The 15,521-nt window shown below is 67.2% G+C and carries 15 protein-coding genes and 1 tRNA gene; 13 read left to right on the top strand and 3 right to left on the bottom strand.

The genetic code is table 11. The features are described 5' to 3' along the window. The first annotated feature begins 75 nt into the window (after nt 1-75). Nucleotides 76-1,248 carry a hypothetical protein gene (locus B128_RS0103210; protein ID WP_018110840.1) on the top strand — a complete coding sequence of 391 codons (1,173 nt, stop codon included), beginning with the start codon at nt 76-78 and terminating at the stop codon, nt 1,246-1,248. A gap of 47 nt (nt 1,249-1,295) precedes the next feature. On the opposite strand, the gene B128_RS0103205 is transcribed toward B128_RS0103210, so the two are convergent. Then, on the bottom strand, nt 1,296-2,108 hold the full coding sequence (locus B128_RS0103205; RefSeq protein WP_018110839.1) for a pseudouridine synthase: 813 nt from the start codon (nt 2,106-2,108) through the stop codon (nt 1,296-1,298). Beyond that, nucleotides 2,105-2,893 carry an enoyl-CoA hydratase/isomerase family protein gene (locus tag B128_RS0103200; RefSeq protein ID WP_018110838.1) on the bottom strand — a complete coding sequence of 263 codons (789 nt, stop codon included), beginning with the start codon at nt 2,891-2,893 and terminating at the stop codon, nt 2,105-2,107. Before B128_RS0103200 ends, B128_RS0103205 begins: the two co-directional genes overlap by 4 nt. Before the next feature lie 45 nt (nt 2,894-2,938). On the opposite strand from B128_RS0103200, the gene truB reads away from it, so the two are divergent. From truB to B128_RS0103160, 8 genes are all read left to right on the top strand, one after another. Next, nucleotides 2,939-3,877: a tRNA pseudouridine(55) synthase TruB gene (gene truB / locus B128_RS0103195; RefSeq protein ID WP_018110837.1), complete on the top strand. Its 939-nt coding sequence runs from the start codon at nt 2,939-2,941 to the stop codon at nt 3,875-3,877. Between the two features lie 2 nt (nt 3,878-3,879). Further along, complete coding sequence (gene ald / locus B128_RS0103190) at nt 3,880-4,989, top strand: alanine dehydrogenase (RefSeq protein WP_018110836.1); 1,110 nt, start codon at nt 3,880-3,882, stop codon at nt 4,987-4,989. A 1-nt stretch (nt 4,990) separates the two neighbouring features. After that, on the top strand, nt 4,991-5,332 hold the full coding sequence (locus B128_RS0103185; protein WP_018110835.1) for an Asp23/Gls24 family envelope stress response protein: 342 nt from the start codon (nt 4,991-4,993) through the stop codon (nt 5,330-5,332). After that, the gene (locus B128_RS0103180) at nt 5,325-6,890 is read left to right on the top strand and encodes a DAK2 domain-containing protein (RefSeq protein ID WP_018110834.1); all 1,566 of its coding nucleotides are present in this window, start codon (nt 5,325-5,327) and stop codon (nt 6,888-6,890) included. The genes B128_RS0103185 and B128_RS0103180 overlap by 8 nt, the downstream gene beginning before the upstream one ends. 64 nt (nt 6,891-6,954) lie before the next feature. Next, on the top strand, nt 6,955-7,770 hold the full coding sequence (locus B128_RS0103175) for a hypothetical protein (protein ID WP_018110833.1): 816 nt from the start codon (nt 6,955-6,957) through the stop codon (nt 7,768-7,770). A gap of 197 nt (nt 7,771-7,967) precedes the next feature. After that, nucleotides 7,968-8,393 carry a 3D domain-containing protein gene (locus B128_RS0103170; protein ID WP_018110832.1) on the top strand — a complete coding sequence of 142 codons (426 nt, stop codon included), beginning with the start codon at nt 7,968-7,970 and terminating at the stop codon, nt 8,391-8,393. A 21-nt stretch (nt 8,394-8,414) separates the two neighbouring features. Further along, nucleotides 8,415-9,530, top strand: a complete 1,116-nt coding sequence (locus B128_RS0103165; RefSeq protein ID WP_018110831.1) for an ABC transporter permease — start codon at nt 8,415-8,417, stop codon at nt 9,528-9,530. A gap of 40 nt (nt 9,531-9,570) precedes the next feature. Beyond that, a tRNA-Thr gene (locus tag B128_RS0103160) sits at nt 9,571-9,645 on the top strand. Nucleotides 9,646-10,142: 497 nt separating this feature from the next. Here the strand turns inward: B128_RS0103160 and B128_RS12205 are convergent. Beyond that, complete coding sequence (locus tag B128_RS12205) at nt 10,143-10,742, bottom strand: type II toxin-antitoxin system VapC family toxin (RefSeq protein ID WP_018110830.1); 600 nt, start codon at nt 10,740-10,742, stop codon at nt 10,143-10,145. A 532-nt stretch (nt 10,743-11,274) separates the two neighbouring features. Here B128_RS12205 and rpsL point away from each other — a divergent pair. The 4 genes from rpsL to tuf all read left to right on the top strand — a co-directional run. Next, complete coding sequence (gene rpsL, locus B128_RS0103140; protein WP_018110828.1) at nt 11,275-11,688, top strand: 30S ribosomal protein S12; 414 nt, start codon at nt 11,275-11,277, stop codon at nt 11,686-11,688. 7 nt (nt 11,689-11,695) lie between these two features. Continuing rightward, entirely contained in the window at nt 11,696-12,166 is a 471-nt protein-coding gene (gene rpsG, locus B128_RS0103135) for a 30S ribosomal protein S7 (RefSeq protein ID WP_018110827.1), read from the top strand. 3 nt (nt 12,167-12,169) lie between these two features. Beyond that, nucleotides 12,170-14,245 carry an elongation factor G gene (gene fusA, locus B128_RS0103130; protein WP_018110826.1) on the top strand — a complete coding sequence of 692 codons (2,076 nt, stop codon included), beginning with the start codon at nt 12,170-12,172 and terminating at the stop codon, nt 14,243-14,245. 57 nt (nt 14,246-14,302) lie between these two features. Beyond that, on the top strand, nt 14,303-15,521 hold a 1,219-nt coding region (tuf, locus tag B128_RS12200; protein WP_018110825.1), incomplete at its 3' end, for an elongation factor Tu.

Below are 15,521 nucleotides of genomic sequence, written 5' to 3'. Positions count from 1 at the left end.
GGGTTGGTTCAGGCCCTCCCGGCTACCCTGGCGGCAGGTTTCCAAAGGGAAACCGGGGAGAAAGGAGGTACGCAAATGAAAAGGTATGTGGGGCTTTTAGGTCTTCTGGCTCTCCTCTCTGCCGGGTGCAGCCCGGCTCCCTCAGCAACTCCTGGGGAGCAGATTCGCAGTGCTGAGGACCAGCTGCTGGGAGAGGCCAACGCCACCATGGACGGCGCTCTGAACGCCTTTAGCGATCTGGCTCCGGCCTCCGCCGCGGCCCAGGCCTCCACCGAGGAGCGCCCCATGCTTCTGGCCTATAACGGGGCGGAGAAGGTGCTCATTGGCGGTCCCTGGCGACCCCCCTTCCCCTGGCCGATCAATACCGGGATTGAGGACCTGGTGGGCAAACCGCTGTTCCTGGTGGCGGAGAAAGCTCCGAACACCGGGCTCATGACCTACCTGGGCGTTCTGCGGCGGTCTTCACGAGGAACCGGCTACGAGGTGGAATGGTACGGGCGGCAGGGCAGCCAGCCCGTGCGCACGCCGGTTGTTGTTCAACAGGACGGGCAGCTCGGCAGCCCAACAGGAAAAGAAAAACCTAAAATCAAAATCAGATTCTCCTTCAACCCCATCACGAAAGAAGTGGACATCATCATCATCATTGAGCCGAAGGACCCGAAGGACAATCTGGACGACCCCCCCGTAAACCTGCGCCTGGTCACTTCCAAACCGCCTCGAGAACTGCCGGGCCGCCCCATTGAGGACAGGACCAACCCGGAGGGCTTCCTGGCCAGGTTCAAGGAGATTTGTTGCGGTCGACCCAAACCCTTCCCCCCCATTAAAGAACCCTGGCCGATCCTCCTGCGCAACGACCTCACGATGGTGGCGGTGCCTTACGAGAACCCGAAGCTCAACGCGCCCAGAACTATTGACGACGTCATGAACGCTGACGTTGCGCTGCTCTACATGCGCAAACGACCCCCGACCGGAACCACCACCGACTGCGGCCCGATGGGGGTCTGGTGCCCGCCCGACCGGGACCCCTTCTACAACCTGCGCGTCCGCCCCGATAGGCAAGGCGGTCACGTCACTTTGCTCAGGATGGCGGACAGGCCGATAGAGGAGATCGCGCGGTTCCCTGCCGAGTTCTCCATTTCTGACCAGCCAGGGTACGCCATTGGCATTGAGGATGACGTCGCTGCGCCAGAAGCGCCCCTGCTCACCATCAAAACTAGAAGCCTCCAGTCTCGTATGCAGACAAAGTAAAGCAGGCATCGCACAGGCAAACCCCAGGTCCGAAGGCCTGGGGTTTCTCATGGAATCAGCCCATCCCCCAGGAGACCTTCCCCGGACACACCCTCTTCCTGGACCGGATGTGGTCCGTGCACCTCGAGGCCGCCCTCCTCCAGGCCAGTCTCTCTTGGTAGGCCCGCTGCGGCCCAGAGGGCCCTCACCTCCTCGGGAGAAAGCCTGCGGTACTGCCCAGGACGAAGGCCCCGCAGGCCGATGGGCCCCACCCGGAGGCGAAGGAGGCGGACCACGGAAAACCCCACCGCCTGGAGCATCCGCCGCACCTCGCGCTTGCGGCCCTCCCGTAAGGTGAGGAGAGCGCCCCCGGGGGCGGGCTTGCAGGAGAGGGCCCGGGCTGGGCCGTCCTCCAGGACCACCCCCCTTTCCAGCCTCCGGCACACAGCCTCGGCTAGGGTCCCTTCCTTTGTCCAGACCCGGTAGACCTTCCTCACCCCGTAGCGGGGGTGGGTGAGGCGGAGGGTCAGGTCGCCGTCGTTGGTGAAGAGGAGAAGCCCCTCCGAGTCCCGGTCCAGGCGGCCCACCGGGTGGAGGCCGGGAATGGGGGGAAGGAGGGCAAAGACCGTGCGCTCGGCGTGGGGGTCCCTGCGGGTGGTGGTGTAGCCCCGGGGCTTATAAAGGGCCAAAACCACCGGCTCGGGCAGGACCACCCGCCGCCCATCCACCTCCACCACATCCTCGAGGCCCACCCGCTGGCCCAAGACCGCCAAGGCGCCGTTAACCCGCACCCGGCCCTTCCGGATCAGGTCCTCGGCCTTGCGCCGGCTGGCCACCCCTGCCCGGGCCAGGAAGGCCTGGAGGCGAAGGCGCTCCCTCATGGGAAATTGGGGGGGCGCTTCTCCTTGAGCGCCCTGAGGCCCTCCTCCAGCTCCCTGCCCGAAAACCCCAAGAACTCCAGGGCCAGGGAGAGCTCAAAGTGGGGCAGGAAGGTGCGGTACCAGTGGTGGAGGGCCCGCTTGGTGTGGGCGAGGGCCTCCTTGGGGCCCCGGGCGAGCCTTTCCGCCACCTCGAGGGCTTTCTCGTAAACCTTTCCGTCCTCCACGGCCAAGGCCACGAGGCCAAGCCTTTCCGCCTCCTCCCCCGTTAGGGGTTCGTTCAGGAAGAGGTGGTACTTGGCCTTGGCCATCCCCACCAGCAGGGGCCAGAGGAGGACCGCGTGGTCCCCCGCGGCCACCCCCAGGCGCAGGTGCCCGTCCAGGAGCCGGGCCCTCTTGCCCGCCACCACCACGTCCGCCGCCAGGGCCAAGGCCAGGCCTGCTCCCACCGCCACCCCTTCCACCGCGGCCACCACCGGCCTGGACAGGTTCAGGGGCCCCAGGACCAGCTCCCGGGCCTCCCAGAAGACCCGCATCAGGGCCTCAGGGGAGGCGCGCATCTCCTCAATGAGGGCGAAGGAGCCCCCGGCGGAGAAGACCCCGCCCTCCCCCCGCAGGAGCACGGCCCGCAGTCCCTCCACCTCCTCCAGGTCCCGCCAAACCCGGGCCAGGTCCCGGTGAGCCTCCGGGCCTAAGGCGTTCAGCCTTTCCCCCTTGAGGGTGATCTCCAGCACCCCGGGCCGGGGCCAGGCGAAGTCCAGGCTGGGGTAGCGCCCGTGGAGGTCCATGCCTCCATTCTTTCCCCGCTTCCCCGGTGATACAATCCCCTAGGCATGGCCCTCTACGCGGTGGATAAGCCCCTCCACCTCACCTCCCACGACGTGGTGGAGGAAGCCAGGAAGCGCCTGGGAACCCGCCGGGTGGGGCATACCGGCACCCTGGACCCCTTGGCCACGGGCCTTCTCCTCCTGGTCTCCGAGGAGAGCACCAAGCTGGTGCCCTTTCTTTCCGGGGAGGAAAAGGAGTACATCGCCTGGGTCTCCTTCGGGGCCACCACCCCTACCCTGGACGCCGAGGGCCCGGTGAGCGAGGAGGCCCCGGTGCGCTTTGACCGCAAGGACCTGGAGAGCGTCCTCCCCTCCTTCCTGGCCCTCAAGGAGCAGGTACCGCCCCTCTTTTCCGCCATCAAGGTGGGGGGAAGGCGGGCCTACGAGGCTGCCCGGGAGGGGAAGCCCCTGGAGCTTGGCCCCAGGCCGGTGAAGTACCTGGAGGTGGAGCTCCTGGCCTTGGACCCCGAGCCCAGGCCCCACCCCATTACCCCCTCGGCCAAGGGGTGGCGGCTTGCGGAGAAGGGGGGGCGCAAGGTGGAGCTCCCCGAGCCCTTGGGGCCTTATCCCACCGCGGTCATCCGGCTGGTGGTGGGCCCCGGCACCTACGTGCGGGCCTTCGCCCGGGACCTGGGGGAAAGCCTCAAGACCAAGGCCTTCCTCTCCGGCCTGGTGCGCACCCGCATCGGCAAGGTGGGCCTGGAGCGGGCGGTGAAGCTCGCGGAGCTTTCCCCCGACAAGGCCCTTTCCGAGCCCGACATCCTGCCCTTCCCCGTGGTGGAGCTCTCCCACACCGAGGCCCGGCGCGTGCTGGAGGGGGTTCCCCTGCCTATCCCCGCCCTGGGGTACGTGACCCTGGTAGACTCCCGCAGGCGGCTACTGGCCATCGCCGAGGGGGATGGCTTCAAGCTGAAGATCAAGCGGGTTTTTGTGAAGGAGGCCTAATCATGGTGATCGGCGTGCCCAAGGAGATCAAGACCCTGGAGAACCGCGTGGCCCTCACCCCTGGGGGCGTGGAGAGCCTGGTGCGGCGCGGCCACACCGTTTTGGTGGAGCGGGGGGCCGGGGTGGGCTCCGGCCTATCCGATGCGGAGTACGAGCGGGCCGGGGCCCACCTGGTGAGCCGGGAGGAGGCCTGGGGGGCGGAGATGGTGGTGAAGGTGAAAGAGCCCCTGCCCGAGGAGTACCCCTTCCTGCGGGAAGGCCTCATCCTCTTCACCTACCTGCACCTGGCCGCCGACCGCGGCCTCACCGAGGCCATGCTCCGTAGCGGGGTCACCGGGGTGGCCTACGAGACCGTGCAGCTTCCCGACGGCTCCCTTCCCCTCCTGGTGCCCATGAGCGAGGTGGCGGGGCGCATGGCCCCCCAGGTGGGAGCCCAGTTCCTGGAGAAGCCCCACGGGGGTCGGGGGGTGCTCCTGGGCGGGGTGCCGGGGGTGGCCCCGGCCAGCGTGGTCATCCTGGGGGGCGGCACCGTGGGCACCAACGCCGCCAAGATCGCCCTGGGCATGGGGGCCCAGGTGACCATCCTGGACGTGAACCACAAGCGCCTCCAGTACCTGGACGACGTCTTCGGCGGCCGGGTCATCACCCTCACCGCCACCGAGGCCAACATCAAGCGGAGCATCCAGCACGCGGACCTCCTCATCGGGGCGGTCTTAGTCCCCGGGGCCAAGGCCCCCAAGCTGGTCACCCGCGACATGCTCCCCCTGATGAAGGAGGGGGCGGTGATCGTGGACGTGGCCGTGGACCAGGGGGGGTGCGTGGAGACCATCCGCCCCACCACCCACGCCGAGCCCACCTACGTGGTGGACGGGGTGGTGCACTACGGGGTGGCCAACATGCCGGGAGCGGTGCCCCGCACCTCCACCTTTGCCCTCACCAACCAGACCCTGCCCTACGTGCTAAGGCTGGCGGAGAAGGGCCTGGAGGCCCTTCTGGAAGACGGCGCCCTCCTCAAAGGCCTGAACACCCATCGGGGACGCCTCACCCACCCCGGGGTGGCCGAGGCCTTCGGCCTGCCGTATACTCCCCCGGAGGAAGCCCTGAGGAGGTAGGATGCCTGGCCGCGTGACGGTTACCGAGAACGCCTTGGCCTCCTTGCTGGCCCTGGCGGCCCACGAGGTGCCAGGGGTGGTGGGCATGGCCCCCGCGGGCCTTAAGGACCAGGTGGTGCGCATCCTGGGGCGGCAGGAGGCCAGCGAGGGGGTGGTGGTGCGCCAGGACCCCGCAAACCCCGGCAAGTACACCGCGGACTTCTACGTGGTGGTGGCCGTGGGCACCCGCATCCCCACGGTGGTGGAGTCCCTGGCCGAGCGGGTGGCCTTCGCCGCCAGGAAGTTCGCCGGGGTGGAGCTTTCCCAGGTGCACGTCCACGTGGTGGGGGTGGGGCGTGGCTAGCTGGACCCCAGGGGAGCTGGCCGAGGCTTTCCGCTACGCCACGGACTGGTTCCAGGTCTATGTGGAGGAGCTCAATGCCCTCAACGTCTACCCCGTGCCCGATGGGGACACGGGCACCAACATGCTCCTCACCCTCCAGTCCGCCAGGCGGGAGCTGGACCTGGCGGACACCAGCAAGATGGCCGAGGTGGCCCGGGCCATCGCCTACGGGAGCCTCCTGGGGGCCCGGGGCAACAGCGGGGTGATCCTCTCCCAAATCCTCAAGGGGTTCACCGAGGCCCTGCGCAAGCGGGAGGCCCTGGACGCTCCCACCCTGGTGGAGGCCCTGCGCCTGGGGGCGGAGACCGGGTACAAGGCGGTGATGAAGCCGGTGGAGGGCACCATCCTCACCGTGGCCAGGGCGGCGGGGGAGGGGGCTAGGGGAAGCGCCCTGGAGGAGGTCCTGGAAAGCGCCCTGCGGGCGGCCCAGGAGGCCCTGGCCAAGACCCCTGAGCTCCTGCCGGTGCTCAAGCAGGCGGGGGTGGTGGACGCGGGGGGAGCGGGGTATGTGCGCTTCCTCGAGGGCCTCCGCGGCTATGCCCTGCGCCTTCCCCTGCCCGAGCCCCCCAAGGTGGAGCGCTACGCCCAGACCGCCTTTGCCACCGAGGAGTTCGGCTACTGCACGGAGTTCCTCATGGAAGGGGTGGCGGTGCCCATTGAGCGCATCCGCGAGGCGGTGGCCCCCTTCGGGGACTCCCTCCTGGTGGTGGGGGCGGAGGGCTACGTGAAGGGGCACATCCACACCGATGACCCCGATGGCCTTCTGGCCATCGTGGCCCGCTTTGGCCGCATGGTGCGCACCAAGGTGGAGGACATGACCGAGCAGCACACGGAGATCCTGGCCATGGCGGGCCTCCTGGAGGAGGCCCCGCCCCCCACGGGCCTGGTGGCCGTGGCCCTGGGGCACGGGGTGGCCAAGGCCTTCCGCAGTCTGGGGGCCCGGGTGGTGGCAGGGGGGCAGACGCAAAACCCCAGCGTGGAGGACCTCCTCTCCGCCATCCGGAGCGTGCCCAACCCCAAGGTGATCCTCCTGCCCAACAACCCCAACGTCTTCCTGGCGGCAGAGAAGGCCGCGGCCCTAGCCAAGGAGGCGGGCAAGGAGGTGTACGTGCTCAAGACCCGCACCATAGGCCAGGGCCTGGCGGCGGCGGTGCGCTACCTGCCGGAGGCCGAGCCCGAAGAGCTCCTCCCCGAGATGGAGGAGGCCATCCGCGGGGCGGTGACCCTGGAGGTCACCTGGGCCAGCCGGGATGCGGAGGTGGAGGGGATCAAGGTCCTCAAGGACCAGCCCATCGGCCTCCTGGACGGCAGGCTGGTCCTGGTGGGGGAGACCCCCGAGGAGGTGCTGGCGGGCCTCATCCGCCTGGGGGCCGAGGGCAAGGAGGTCCTCACCCTCTTCCTGGGCCCCAACAGCCCCAAGGAGGCGGCCGAGGCGCTGGCCCAGAGGTTCCCGGAGCTGGCGGTGGAGATCCTCCCCGGGGGGCCCGACCTCTACGCCTACCTGGGCGTGCTGGAGTAGTTAAAGGAAAACCCAAGGCCTTTCTCCCCCTTTCCCGGCTATCCTGAGGGAAAGGGGGTTTCCTATGCTCAGGTTTACCCTTCTCCTGCTGGCCCTCCTCCTGGGGGCCTGCGGCCTCGAGGCACTCCCTCCCGCCAGCGGGGACCTACCCGTGGGGGGCTACGTCATCGCCAACCTTCCCCCGGCCCAGGAACGCGGCGGAGAGCTCCGTCCCGGGGTGGTGGTCTACCGCATCCTCCCCAACGAGACCAGGGCCATCGGGGTGGCGGCGGTCTCCACCAGCCTGGGGCTCAGGGCCCGTCTGCGGCTTGCCCTCCTGGACGAGCGGGGGGTGGTCCAGGCGGTGAGCGTGGCCCGCCACTGGTTCGCCGCCCAGCCCTTCCTTGCCCCCCTGGGCCTCCTGCCCCAGATCACCCTGGACCCCGGCTACCGCCTCAACTTCAGGGGCCAGGCGGGCCAGGCCTACTACCTCCGGGTGGAAAACTACGCCCTGAGCGAGGACCGCGTGACCCTCTACGCCGACCCCTTCACCCCCAACCCCGCGGGGAACAACCCTGCGGAGAACGTGGAGGCTTTTACCGGCGGCACCAAGGAGGGGGCCATAGAGTTCGTGGGGGAGTTTGACCGGTACGACGTGGCTGGGGCCCCAAGGGACCTGAACCTGCGTTTCGTCTACACTGGTCCCCTGGACCTGGTGGCCCTCCTCTACCCTTCTGCCGATGACCCCAGCCCCCTCACCCTGGACCCGGTGATGAACTGCGCCCCCATCTCCCCCGCCACCCTCTTGGTGGTGCGGGACCGGGGCCTGGTCCGGGCGGGGTTTAACGAGGTGGGTAGCGGCCGCTATACCCTCACCCTCTCCTCCAGCCCCTGCCCCTAGGGGGTCTTTGAAGGATGTGAGGCCAAGCTAAAGAGCCCTAACTCTTTTCTCAGGGTGGCCCGCCGGGTGAAGTCCCTGCCCGGCGGGCTTCCTTAACAATCGGATTCATTCTAAAAGCCTCATCCCCTGGTTGGATGAGGGCGGGCCCTCATCCTTCTAAGGAACCTCCGGGGTTTGCCCGCATACTCAGGGGCGCTATGCGGGGTTTGCTCATTGGGCTTTTCCTCGCCCTCGCCATTGCGGGGGCCTCGGCCAAGGAGGCCTCGAGGGTCATGCTCCTCCAGGCCACGGCCTACACCTCCAGCGTCCGCGAGACCGACCGCACGCCCTTCGTCACCGCCACCGGGGCCCGGACCCGGCTCGGGGTCCTGGCGGTGAGCCCGGACCTCCTGCGCATCCTGCCCTATGGCACCCAGGTGCGCCTGCGCGACCTGGGTTCCGTGTACGGCCGGGGGCGGGGGCAGTTTGACTACCTCTTCCAGGGGCGGGTCTTCGTGGTGGCCGACGTCATGCACCCCAGGATGCGGGAGAAGGTGGACGTCTGGCTTCCCGACCGGGCCACCGCCTTGCGCTTTGGCCGCCGCATGGTGCAGCTGGAGGTGGTGGCCTACCCTCGGCGCTAGGGCCTTCCGTATGCTAGGGCCGTGCGCTTTGCCCTCTTCCTGGCCCTGGCCCACCTAAGGCGCAGACCCCTGCAGACCGCCTTGGCCCTCCTGGGCGTGGGGGTGGGGGTGGCGGTTTTGCTGGCCGCTCTTTCCCTCACCAACGGCTTCGTGAGCGGCCTGGTGCGGGCCACCCTCAAGGCCTACCCCCACCTGGTCCTCTTCAGCCTCACGGAGGACCTCCCGCCCCTGCCTCCCCACCCCGAGGTGGCCGCCTCCGCCCCCTTTGCCGCCACCAAGGCCCTCCTCACCCGTCCCGCGGAGGGGGCCCGGGGCCCGGGGGTGGACTTCGCCACCCTGGTGGGGCTTGGGGAAGGAGGGGCGGCGCTTTACCCCGAGCTAGGCCTGCGCCTGGAGCCCGGGGGCATCTACCTGGGTTCGGCCCTGATGCAGTCTTTGGGGGTGCTGGTGGGGGAGCGCATCTACGCCCTCTCCGCCACCCAGGAGCGGGTGGTCCTCAAGGTCCTGGGTAGCTTCCGCACGGGAAACTACCTCCTGGACTCGGGCTATGCCTTCGTGGATCTGGCCTCGGTGGAGCGGCTTTCCGGCCTGCGGGCCCAGGGCTACCAGGTGCGCCTTCATGACCCCTGGCGGGCCAAGGCCGTGGGGGTGGCCCTGGCCGGCACCCGCTTCTTTCCCCAGGCTTGGCAGGACACCCAGCGCACCCTCCTGGAGCAGCTCTCCCTCCAGAAGCAGGTCCTGGGCGTCCTCATCTTCCTGATCGTGGCCGTGGCCGCTTTGGGGGTGGCCAACCTCCTGGTGCTCAAGGTGGTGGAGAAGACCCCGGAGGTGGCCCTCCTCAGGGCCATGGGGGCCTCGAGGCTCACCGTGGGTCTGGTCTTCGCCCTGGAGGGAGTCTTCCTGGGGGTGGGGGGGGTGCTTTTGGGCAACCTCCTGGGCTACCTCCTCTGCCTCTACCTGGCCCTGAGGCCCCTGGACCTGCCCGGGGAGCTCTACTTCCTCACCCACCTTCCCGTGGAGATGCGCTTAGCCGACTTCCTCACGGTGAGCGGGGCCAGCCTCCTGGCCACCTTCCTCTCGGCCCTCCTGCCCCTGTGGCGCGCCCTCAGGGTTCAGCCCGGGGTGGTCCTCCGCTAGTTGCGCAAAAGGGCCATCTGCCCTAGACTCTTTAGGGCGGGCCGGTGTAGCTCAGCGGTAGAGCAACCGCCTCGTAAGCGGTAGGCCGCCGGTTCGAATCCGGCCACCGGCTCCACAGCCGAACCCAAGATCCCTGCCCTCACTACTGAGGGCGGGATTCTTTTTGCCATAAGCTAGGGTATGGCCTCCATGGCCTCCGAGGGGCGTTTGGAGGGTCTCACCCATCTCTTCCGGGGGAGGAGGTAGCGTTGTGTTCATTAAGGCTTCGTCTTAAAAGTGGCTGCCTCCAGGTTGGGCAAGCTTGTAAAAGCTATTTTCCCCTTCTGGAATGACGAAACCCCATTCCTGAGCGGGGATAAGATGCCAGGCCGTCCTTTTATATCCTGGGTGGCTAAGGTGAGCGGCCAAAAAGCTTTTGGGATGGTGCTTTTGGGGCTCATAGCCCTCTACTTCGCCCTGCAAGGGCGTGAGGGGCCCTGGGCTCCTCCTTCTCCTTCCCCCTCCTCTCTCCAAGAGGAGGCCTCCCCCGTCTGCCAAGCGCGGGTGTGGGCAGCCACTTTGGGCTACCAGGAGGTGCGGCTACAGCTTGAGGGGCCAGCCTCCCTCATCCGCTTAGCGTGGTCTGGGGGGAGCCTCGAGGTGGAGACCCCCAGGGTGTGCTCCGGGGGGGAGTGCCGGGTGCCCATTCCCCCGGGGGTTAGCCCCGTGGAGGTGAGGGTGGACACGTGCCCCCCTATCCGCCTGGGGGAGTGAGGGCCTGAGGGTCAGCCCCTCCCTTCCAGAGGAGGTACCCTCACCACAGTCAGGCCCTCCTTCTTGGCGGCCTGCGTAGAGGGTGCGGTCAAAGGTGAGGAAGGTGGTGTCCGGGTAGAGGCCCCTGAGGAAGAGGGCCCCTTCCAGATGGACCGCATCTGCCCCTTTCAGGGGGTGTCTTTCGCATAGGCGGGCTGCCCTCATGTGGCCCTCAAGGGTGGGGGTGAGGACTTCCAGGTACTCCCAGAGCTCGTAGAGTCCCCGGAGGGACTTGTGGTAAAGAGGACGGGTGAGCCTGCCGTCCCTCTGCATGGCGTGGAGGACCCCCACCGCTTCCGGGAGGGCGAAGGCGCTTGTGGCGTGGACTTGTGCCTGGAAAAAGGCCTCCCGGGCCAGGTCAGAAAGGTCCTCCCGGAGGAGGACCTTGAGGAGGCTGCTGGTTTCCAGGAAGAGCCTCAACGCCTTTGCTCCTGGAGGTAGGCGAGGCTGGATTTACCGGGCTTGGGCTCCACAGGCTCAGGGAGGGAAGGCTTCCCCTTCTTGCGGGGAGGGGTGATAAGGAAGGGGGCTTCCTCTTTGGGCTTGGAGCGTGTGTTCCTAGGCATGTCCTCAGTCTACCCGGACAAAAGAGGCCTAGGCAAAGCGCCGGGTCAAGGCGAAGGGCACCCCTTGGAGGGGTGAGGGGCCTTCCATGGCGCGGGGGGCTTCCACCCCTTTCCTCCTGGGGACGGGCCCTCACCGGGGGAGCCCCTAGGAGAGCTCGTAAGCGGTAGACCGCCGGTTCAAATCCGGCCACCGGCTCCATTGGCCCCGCCTGCGGGCGGGGCTTTGCCTTCTTGCCAAAAGGGCCGTGGCCCTGTACACTGGGCAAGTTGAGGGCCCTCAGGGCCAGCCCCTGGCCCTGAGGGTGTGGCCCTGTGTGGGCAAAGCCGGGGGAAGGCTTCCCCCGGGTGGATCTTGAGAACACGGGGGCAAGTCCAAGAAGAAGGGAGTGGTGGCACTGCCGACGATCAACCAGCTGGTCAGAAGGGGCCGCGAGAAGGTCCAGAAGAAGAGCAAGGTTCCGGCCTTGAAGGGCTCGCCCTTCCGCCGGGGGGTGTGCACGGTGGTGCGCACCGTGACCCCCAAGAAGCCCAACTCCGCCTTGCGCAAGGTGGCCAAGGTGCGCCTCACCTCCGGCTACGAGGTCACCGCCTACATCCCCGGCGAGGGGCACAACCTCCAGGAGCACTCCGTGGTCCTCATCCGGGGTGGCCGTGTGAAGGACCTGCCGGGCGTGCGCTACCACATCGTCCGCGGGGTCTACGACACCCAGGGCGTGAAGGACCGCAAGAAGAGCCGCTCCAAGTACGGCACCAAGAGGCCCAAGGAGACCAAGGGCGCGGCTCCGGCCAAGAAGAAGTAGGTGAGGTATGGCGCGCAGAAGAAGAGCAGAGGTTCGCCAGCTCCAGCCCGACCTGGTCTACGGGGACGTGATGGTGTCGGCCTTCATCAACAAGATCATGCGGGAGGGTAAGAAGAACCTGGCCGCCCGCATCTTCTACGAGGCCTGCCGCATCATCCAGGAAAAGACCGGGCAGGAGCCCCTGAAGGTCTTTAAGCAGGCGGTGGAGAACGTGAAGCCCCGCCTCGAGGTGCGCTCCCGCCGGGTGGGCGGCGCCAACTACCAGGTGCCCATGGAGGTCTCCCCCCGGCGCCAGCAGTCCCTGGCCCTGCGCTGGCTGGTGCAGGCGGCCAACGCCCGCTCCGAACGGGGGGCCGCCGTACGCATCGCCCACGAGCTCATGGACGCCGCCGAGGGCAAGGGCGGAGCGGTGAAGAAAAAGGAAGACGTGGAGCGGATGGCCGAGGCCAACCGCGCCTACGCCCACTACCGGTGGTAAGCCATGGCGGTTAAGGTAGAGTACGACCTAAAGCGGCTCCGCAACATCGGCATCGCCGCCCACATTGACGCCGGCAAGACCACCACCACCGAGCGCATCCTCTACTACACCGGCAAGATCCACAAGATCGGTGAGGTCCACGAGGGTGCCGCCACCATGGACTTCATGGAGCAGGAGCGGGAGCGGGGCATCACCATCACCGCCGCCGTGACCACCTGCTTCTGGAAGGACCACCGCATCAACATCATCGACACCCCGGGCCACGTGGACTTCACCATTGAGGTGGAGCGCTCCATGCGGGTGCTGGACGGGGCCGTCGTGGTCTTTGACTCCAGCCAGGGGGTGGAGCCCCAGTCCGAGACCGTCTGGCGCCAGGCGGAGAAGTACAAGGTGCCCCGCATCGCCTTCGCCAACAAGATGGACAAGACCGGGGCCGACCTCTGGTTGGTGATCCGCACCATGCAGGAGCGCCTGGGGGCCCGCCCGGTGGTCATGCAGCTCCCCATCGGCCGGGAGGACTCCTTCTCGGGGATCATCGACGTCCTGCGGATGAAGGCCTACACCTACGGCAACGACCTGGGCACCGACATCCGCGAGATCCCCATCCCCGAGGAGTACCTGGCCCAGGCCCGGGAGTACCACGAGAAGCTCATTGAGGCCGCCGCCGACTTTGACGAGAACGTGATGCTCAAGTACCTGGAGGGCGAGGAGCCCTCTGAGGAGGAGCTGGTGGCGGCCATCCGCAAGGGCACCATCAGCATCCAGATCACCCCCGTGTTCCTGGGGTCCGCCCTGAAAAACAAGGGCGTCCAGCTCCTTCTGGACGCGGTGGTGGACTATCTGCCCTCCCCCCTGGACATCCCCCCCATCAAGGGCACCACCCCCGAAGGGGAGGAGGTGGAGATCCACCCCGACCCCAACGGACCCCTGTCGGCCCTGGCCTTCAAGATCATGGCCGACCCCTACGTGGGCCGCCTCACCTTTATCCGGGTCTACTCGGGCACCCTCACCTCGGGTTCCTACGTCTACAACACCACCAAGGGGCGCAAGGAGCGGGTGGCCCGCCTCCTGCGCATGCACGCCAACCACCGCGAGGAGGTGGAGGAGCTGAAGGCGGGCGACCTTGGGGCGGTGGTGGGCCTCAAGGAGACCATCACCGGCGACACCCTGGTGGGGGAGGATGCCCCCCGGGTGGTGCTGGAGTCCATTGAGGTGCCCGAGCCGGTCATTGACGTGGCCATTGAGCCCAAGACCAAGGCCGACCAGGACAAGCTCTCCCAGGCCCTCTCCCGCCTGGCGGAGGAGGACCCCACCTTCCGCGTCTCCACCCACCCCGAGACCGGCCAAACCATCATCTCCGGGATGGGCGAGCTCCACCTGGAGATCATCGTGGACCGGCTCAAGCGGGAGTTCAAGGTGGATGCCAACGTGGGCAAGCCCCAGGTGGCCTACCGCGAGACCATCACCCGCCCGGTGGACGTGGAGGGCAAGTTCATCCGCCAGACCGGTGGCCGCGGCCAGTACGGCCACGTGAAGATCAAGGCCGAGCCTCTGCCCCGGGGTAGCGGCTTTGAGTTCGTCAACGCCATCGTGGGCGGGGTGATCCCCAAGGAGTACATCCCCGCGGTGCAGAAGGGCATTGAGGAGGCCATGCAGTCGGGTCCCCTCATTGGCTTCCCCGTGGTGGACGTGAAGGTCACCCTCTACGACGGCTCCTACCACGAGGTGGACTCCTCGGAGATGGCCTTCAAGATCGCCGGCTCCATGGCCATCAAGGAGGCGGTGCAGAAGGGGGACCCGGTGATCCTCGAGCCCATCATGCGGGTGGAGGTTACCACCCCCGAGGAGTACATGGGCGACGTCATCGGCGACCTGAACTCCCGCCGGGGCCAGATCCTGGGCATGGAACCCCGGGGCAACGCCCAGGTGATCCGGGCCTACGTCCCCCTGGCGGAGATGTTCGGTTACGCCACCGACCTGCGTTCCAAGACCCAGGGGCGGGGCTCCTTCGTCATGTTCTTTGACCACTACCAGGAGGTCCCCAAGCAGGTCCAGGAGAAGCTGATCAAGGGGCAGTAAGGACACCTTTGGGGTGGGCCTTCGGGCCCACCCGTGTTTGCCGAAAGGAGAACGAAGATGGCCAAGGGCGAGTTTATCCGGACGAAGCCTCACGTGAACGTGGGGACGATTGGGCACGTGGACCACGGGAAGACGACGCTAACGGCGGCGCTGACGTTTGTAGCGGCGGCGGAGAACCCGAATGTGGAGGTGAAGGACTACGGGGAGATTGACAAGGCGCCGGAGGAGCGTGCGCGGGGGATTACGATTAACACGGCGCATGTGGAATACGAGACGGCGCAGCGTCACTACTCCCACGTGGACTGCCCTGGGCACGCGGACTACATCAAGAACATGATCACGGGTGCGGCCCAGATGGACGGGGCGATTTTGGTGGTATCGGCGGCGGACGGGCCGATGCCGCAGACGCGGGAGCACATTTTGTTGGCGCGGCAGGTGGGGGTTCCGTACATTGTGGTGTTCATGAACAAGGTGGACATGGTGGATGACCCGGAACTCCTGGACCTGGTGGAGATGGAGGTACGGGACCTGTTGAACCAGTACGAATTTCCTGGGGACGAGGTGCCGGTGATTCGTGGGAGCGCTTTGCTGGCCCTGGAGCAGATGCACAAGAACCCGAAGACGCGGCGTGGGGAGAACGAGTGGGTGGACAAGATTTGGGAGCTGTTGGATGCGATTGACGCGTACATACCCACGCCGCAGCGGGACGTGGACAAGCCGTTCCTGATGCCGGTGGAGGACGTGTTTACGATTACTGGGCGGGGGACGGTGGCTACTGGGCGGATTGAGCGGGGCAAGGTGAAGGTTGGGGACGAGGTGGAGATTGTGGGCCTTGCTCCGGAGACGCGGAAGACGGTGGTGACGGGTGTGGAGATGCACCGGAAGACTTTGCAGGAGGGGATAGCTGGGGACAATGTGGGTTTGCTCCTGCGGGGTGTAAGCCGGGAGGAGGTGGAGCGGGGGCAGGTATTGGCGAAGCCTGGGAGCATTACGCCGCACACGAAGTTTGAGGCTTCGGTGTACGTGCTGAAGAAGGAGGAGGGGGGCCGGCACACGGGTTTTTTCACGGGGTACCGGCCGCAGTTTTACTTTCGGACGACGGATGTGACGGGGGTGGTGGAGTTGCCCCAGGGGGTGGAGATGGTGATGCCTGGGGACAANGTGACGTTTGTGGTGGAGCTGATCAAGCCGGTGGCGTTGGAGGAGGGTTTGCGGTTTGCCATCCGTGAGGGTGGGCGGACCGTGGGCGCCGGCGTGGTCACCAAGATCCTGGAGT

Source organism: Thermus igniterrae ATCC 700962 (assembly GCF_000376265.1).
GTDB lineage: Bacteria > Deinococcota > Deinococci > Deinococcales > Thermaceae > Thermus > Thermus igniterrae.
This window is presented reverse-complemented; position numbering and strand designations above follow the sequence as displayed.

Bases quoted from the DNA above. Each gene is read 5' to 3' on its own strand.
- B128_RS0103210 (WP_018110840.1), top strand. From the start codon at position 76: ATGAAAAGGTATGTGGGGCTTTTAGGTCTTCTGGCTCTCCTCTCTGCC.
- ald (WP_018110836.1), top strand. From the start codon at position 3,880: ATGGTGATCGGCGTGCCCAAGGAGATCAAGACCCTGGAGAACCGCGTG.
- B128_RS0103185 (WP_018110835.1), top strand. From the start codon at position 4,991: ATGCCTGGCCGCGTGACGGTTACCGAGAACGCCTTGGCCTCCTTGCTG.
- truB (WP_018110837.1), top strand. From the start codon at position 2,939: ATGGCCCTCTACGCGGTGGATAAGCCCCTCCACCTCACCTCCCACGAC.
- B128_RS0103200 (WP_018110838.1), bottom strand. From the start codon at position 2,893: ATGGACCTCCACGGGCGCTACCCCAGCCTGGACTTCGCCTGGCCCCGG.
- rpsG (WP_018110827.1), top strand. From the start codon at position 11,696: ATGGCGCGCAGAAGAAGAGCAGAGGTTCGCCAGCTCCAGCCCGACCTG.
- fusA (WP_018110826.1), top strand. From the start codon at position 12,170: ATGGCGGTTAAGGTAGAGTACGACCTAAAGCGGCTCCGCAACATCGGC.
- B128_RS0103205 (WP_018110839.1), bottom strand. From the start codon at position 2,108: ATGAGGGAGCGCCTTCGCCTCCAGGCCTTCCTGGCCCGGGCAGGGGTG.
- B128_RS0103170 (WP_018110832.1), top strand. From the start codon at position 7,968: ATGCGGGGTTTGCTCATTGGGCTTTTCCTCGCCCTCGCCATTGCGGGG.
- B128_RS0103175 (WP_018110833.1), top strand. From the start codon at position 6,955: ATGCTCAGGTTTACCCTTCTCCTGCTGGCCCTCCTCCTGGGGGCCTGC.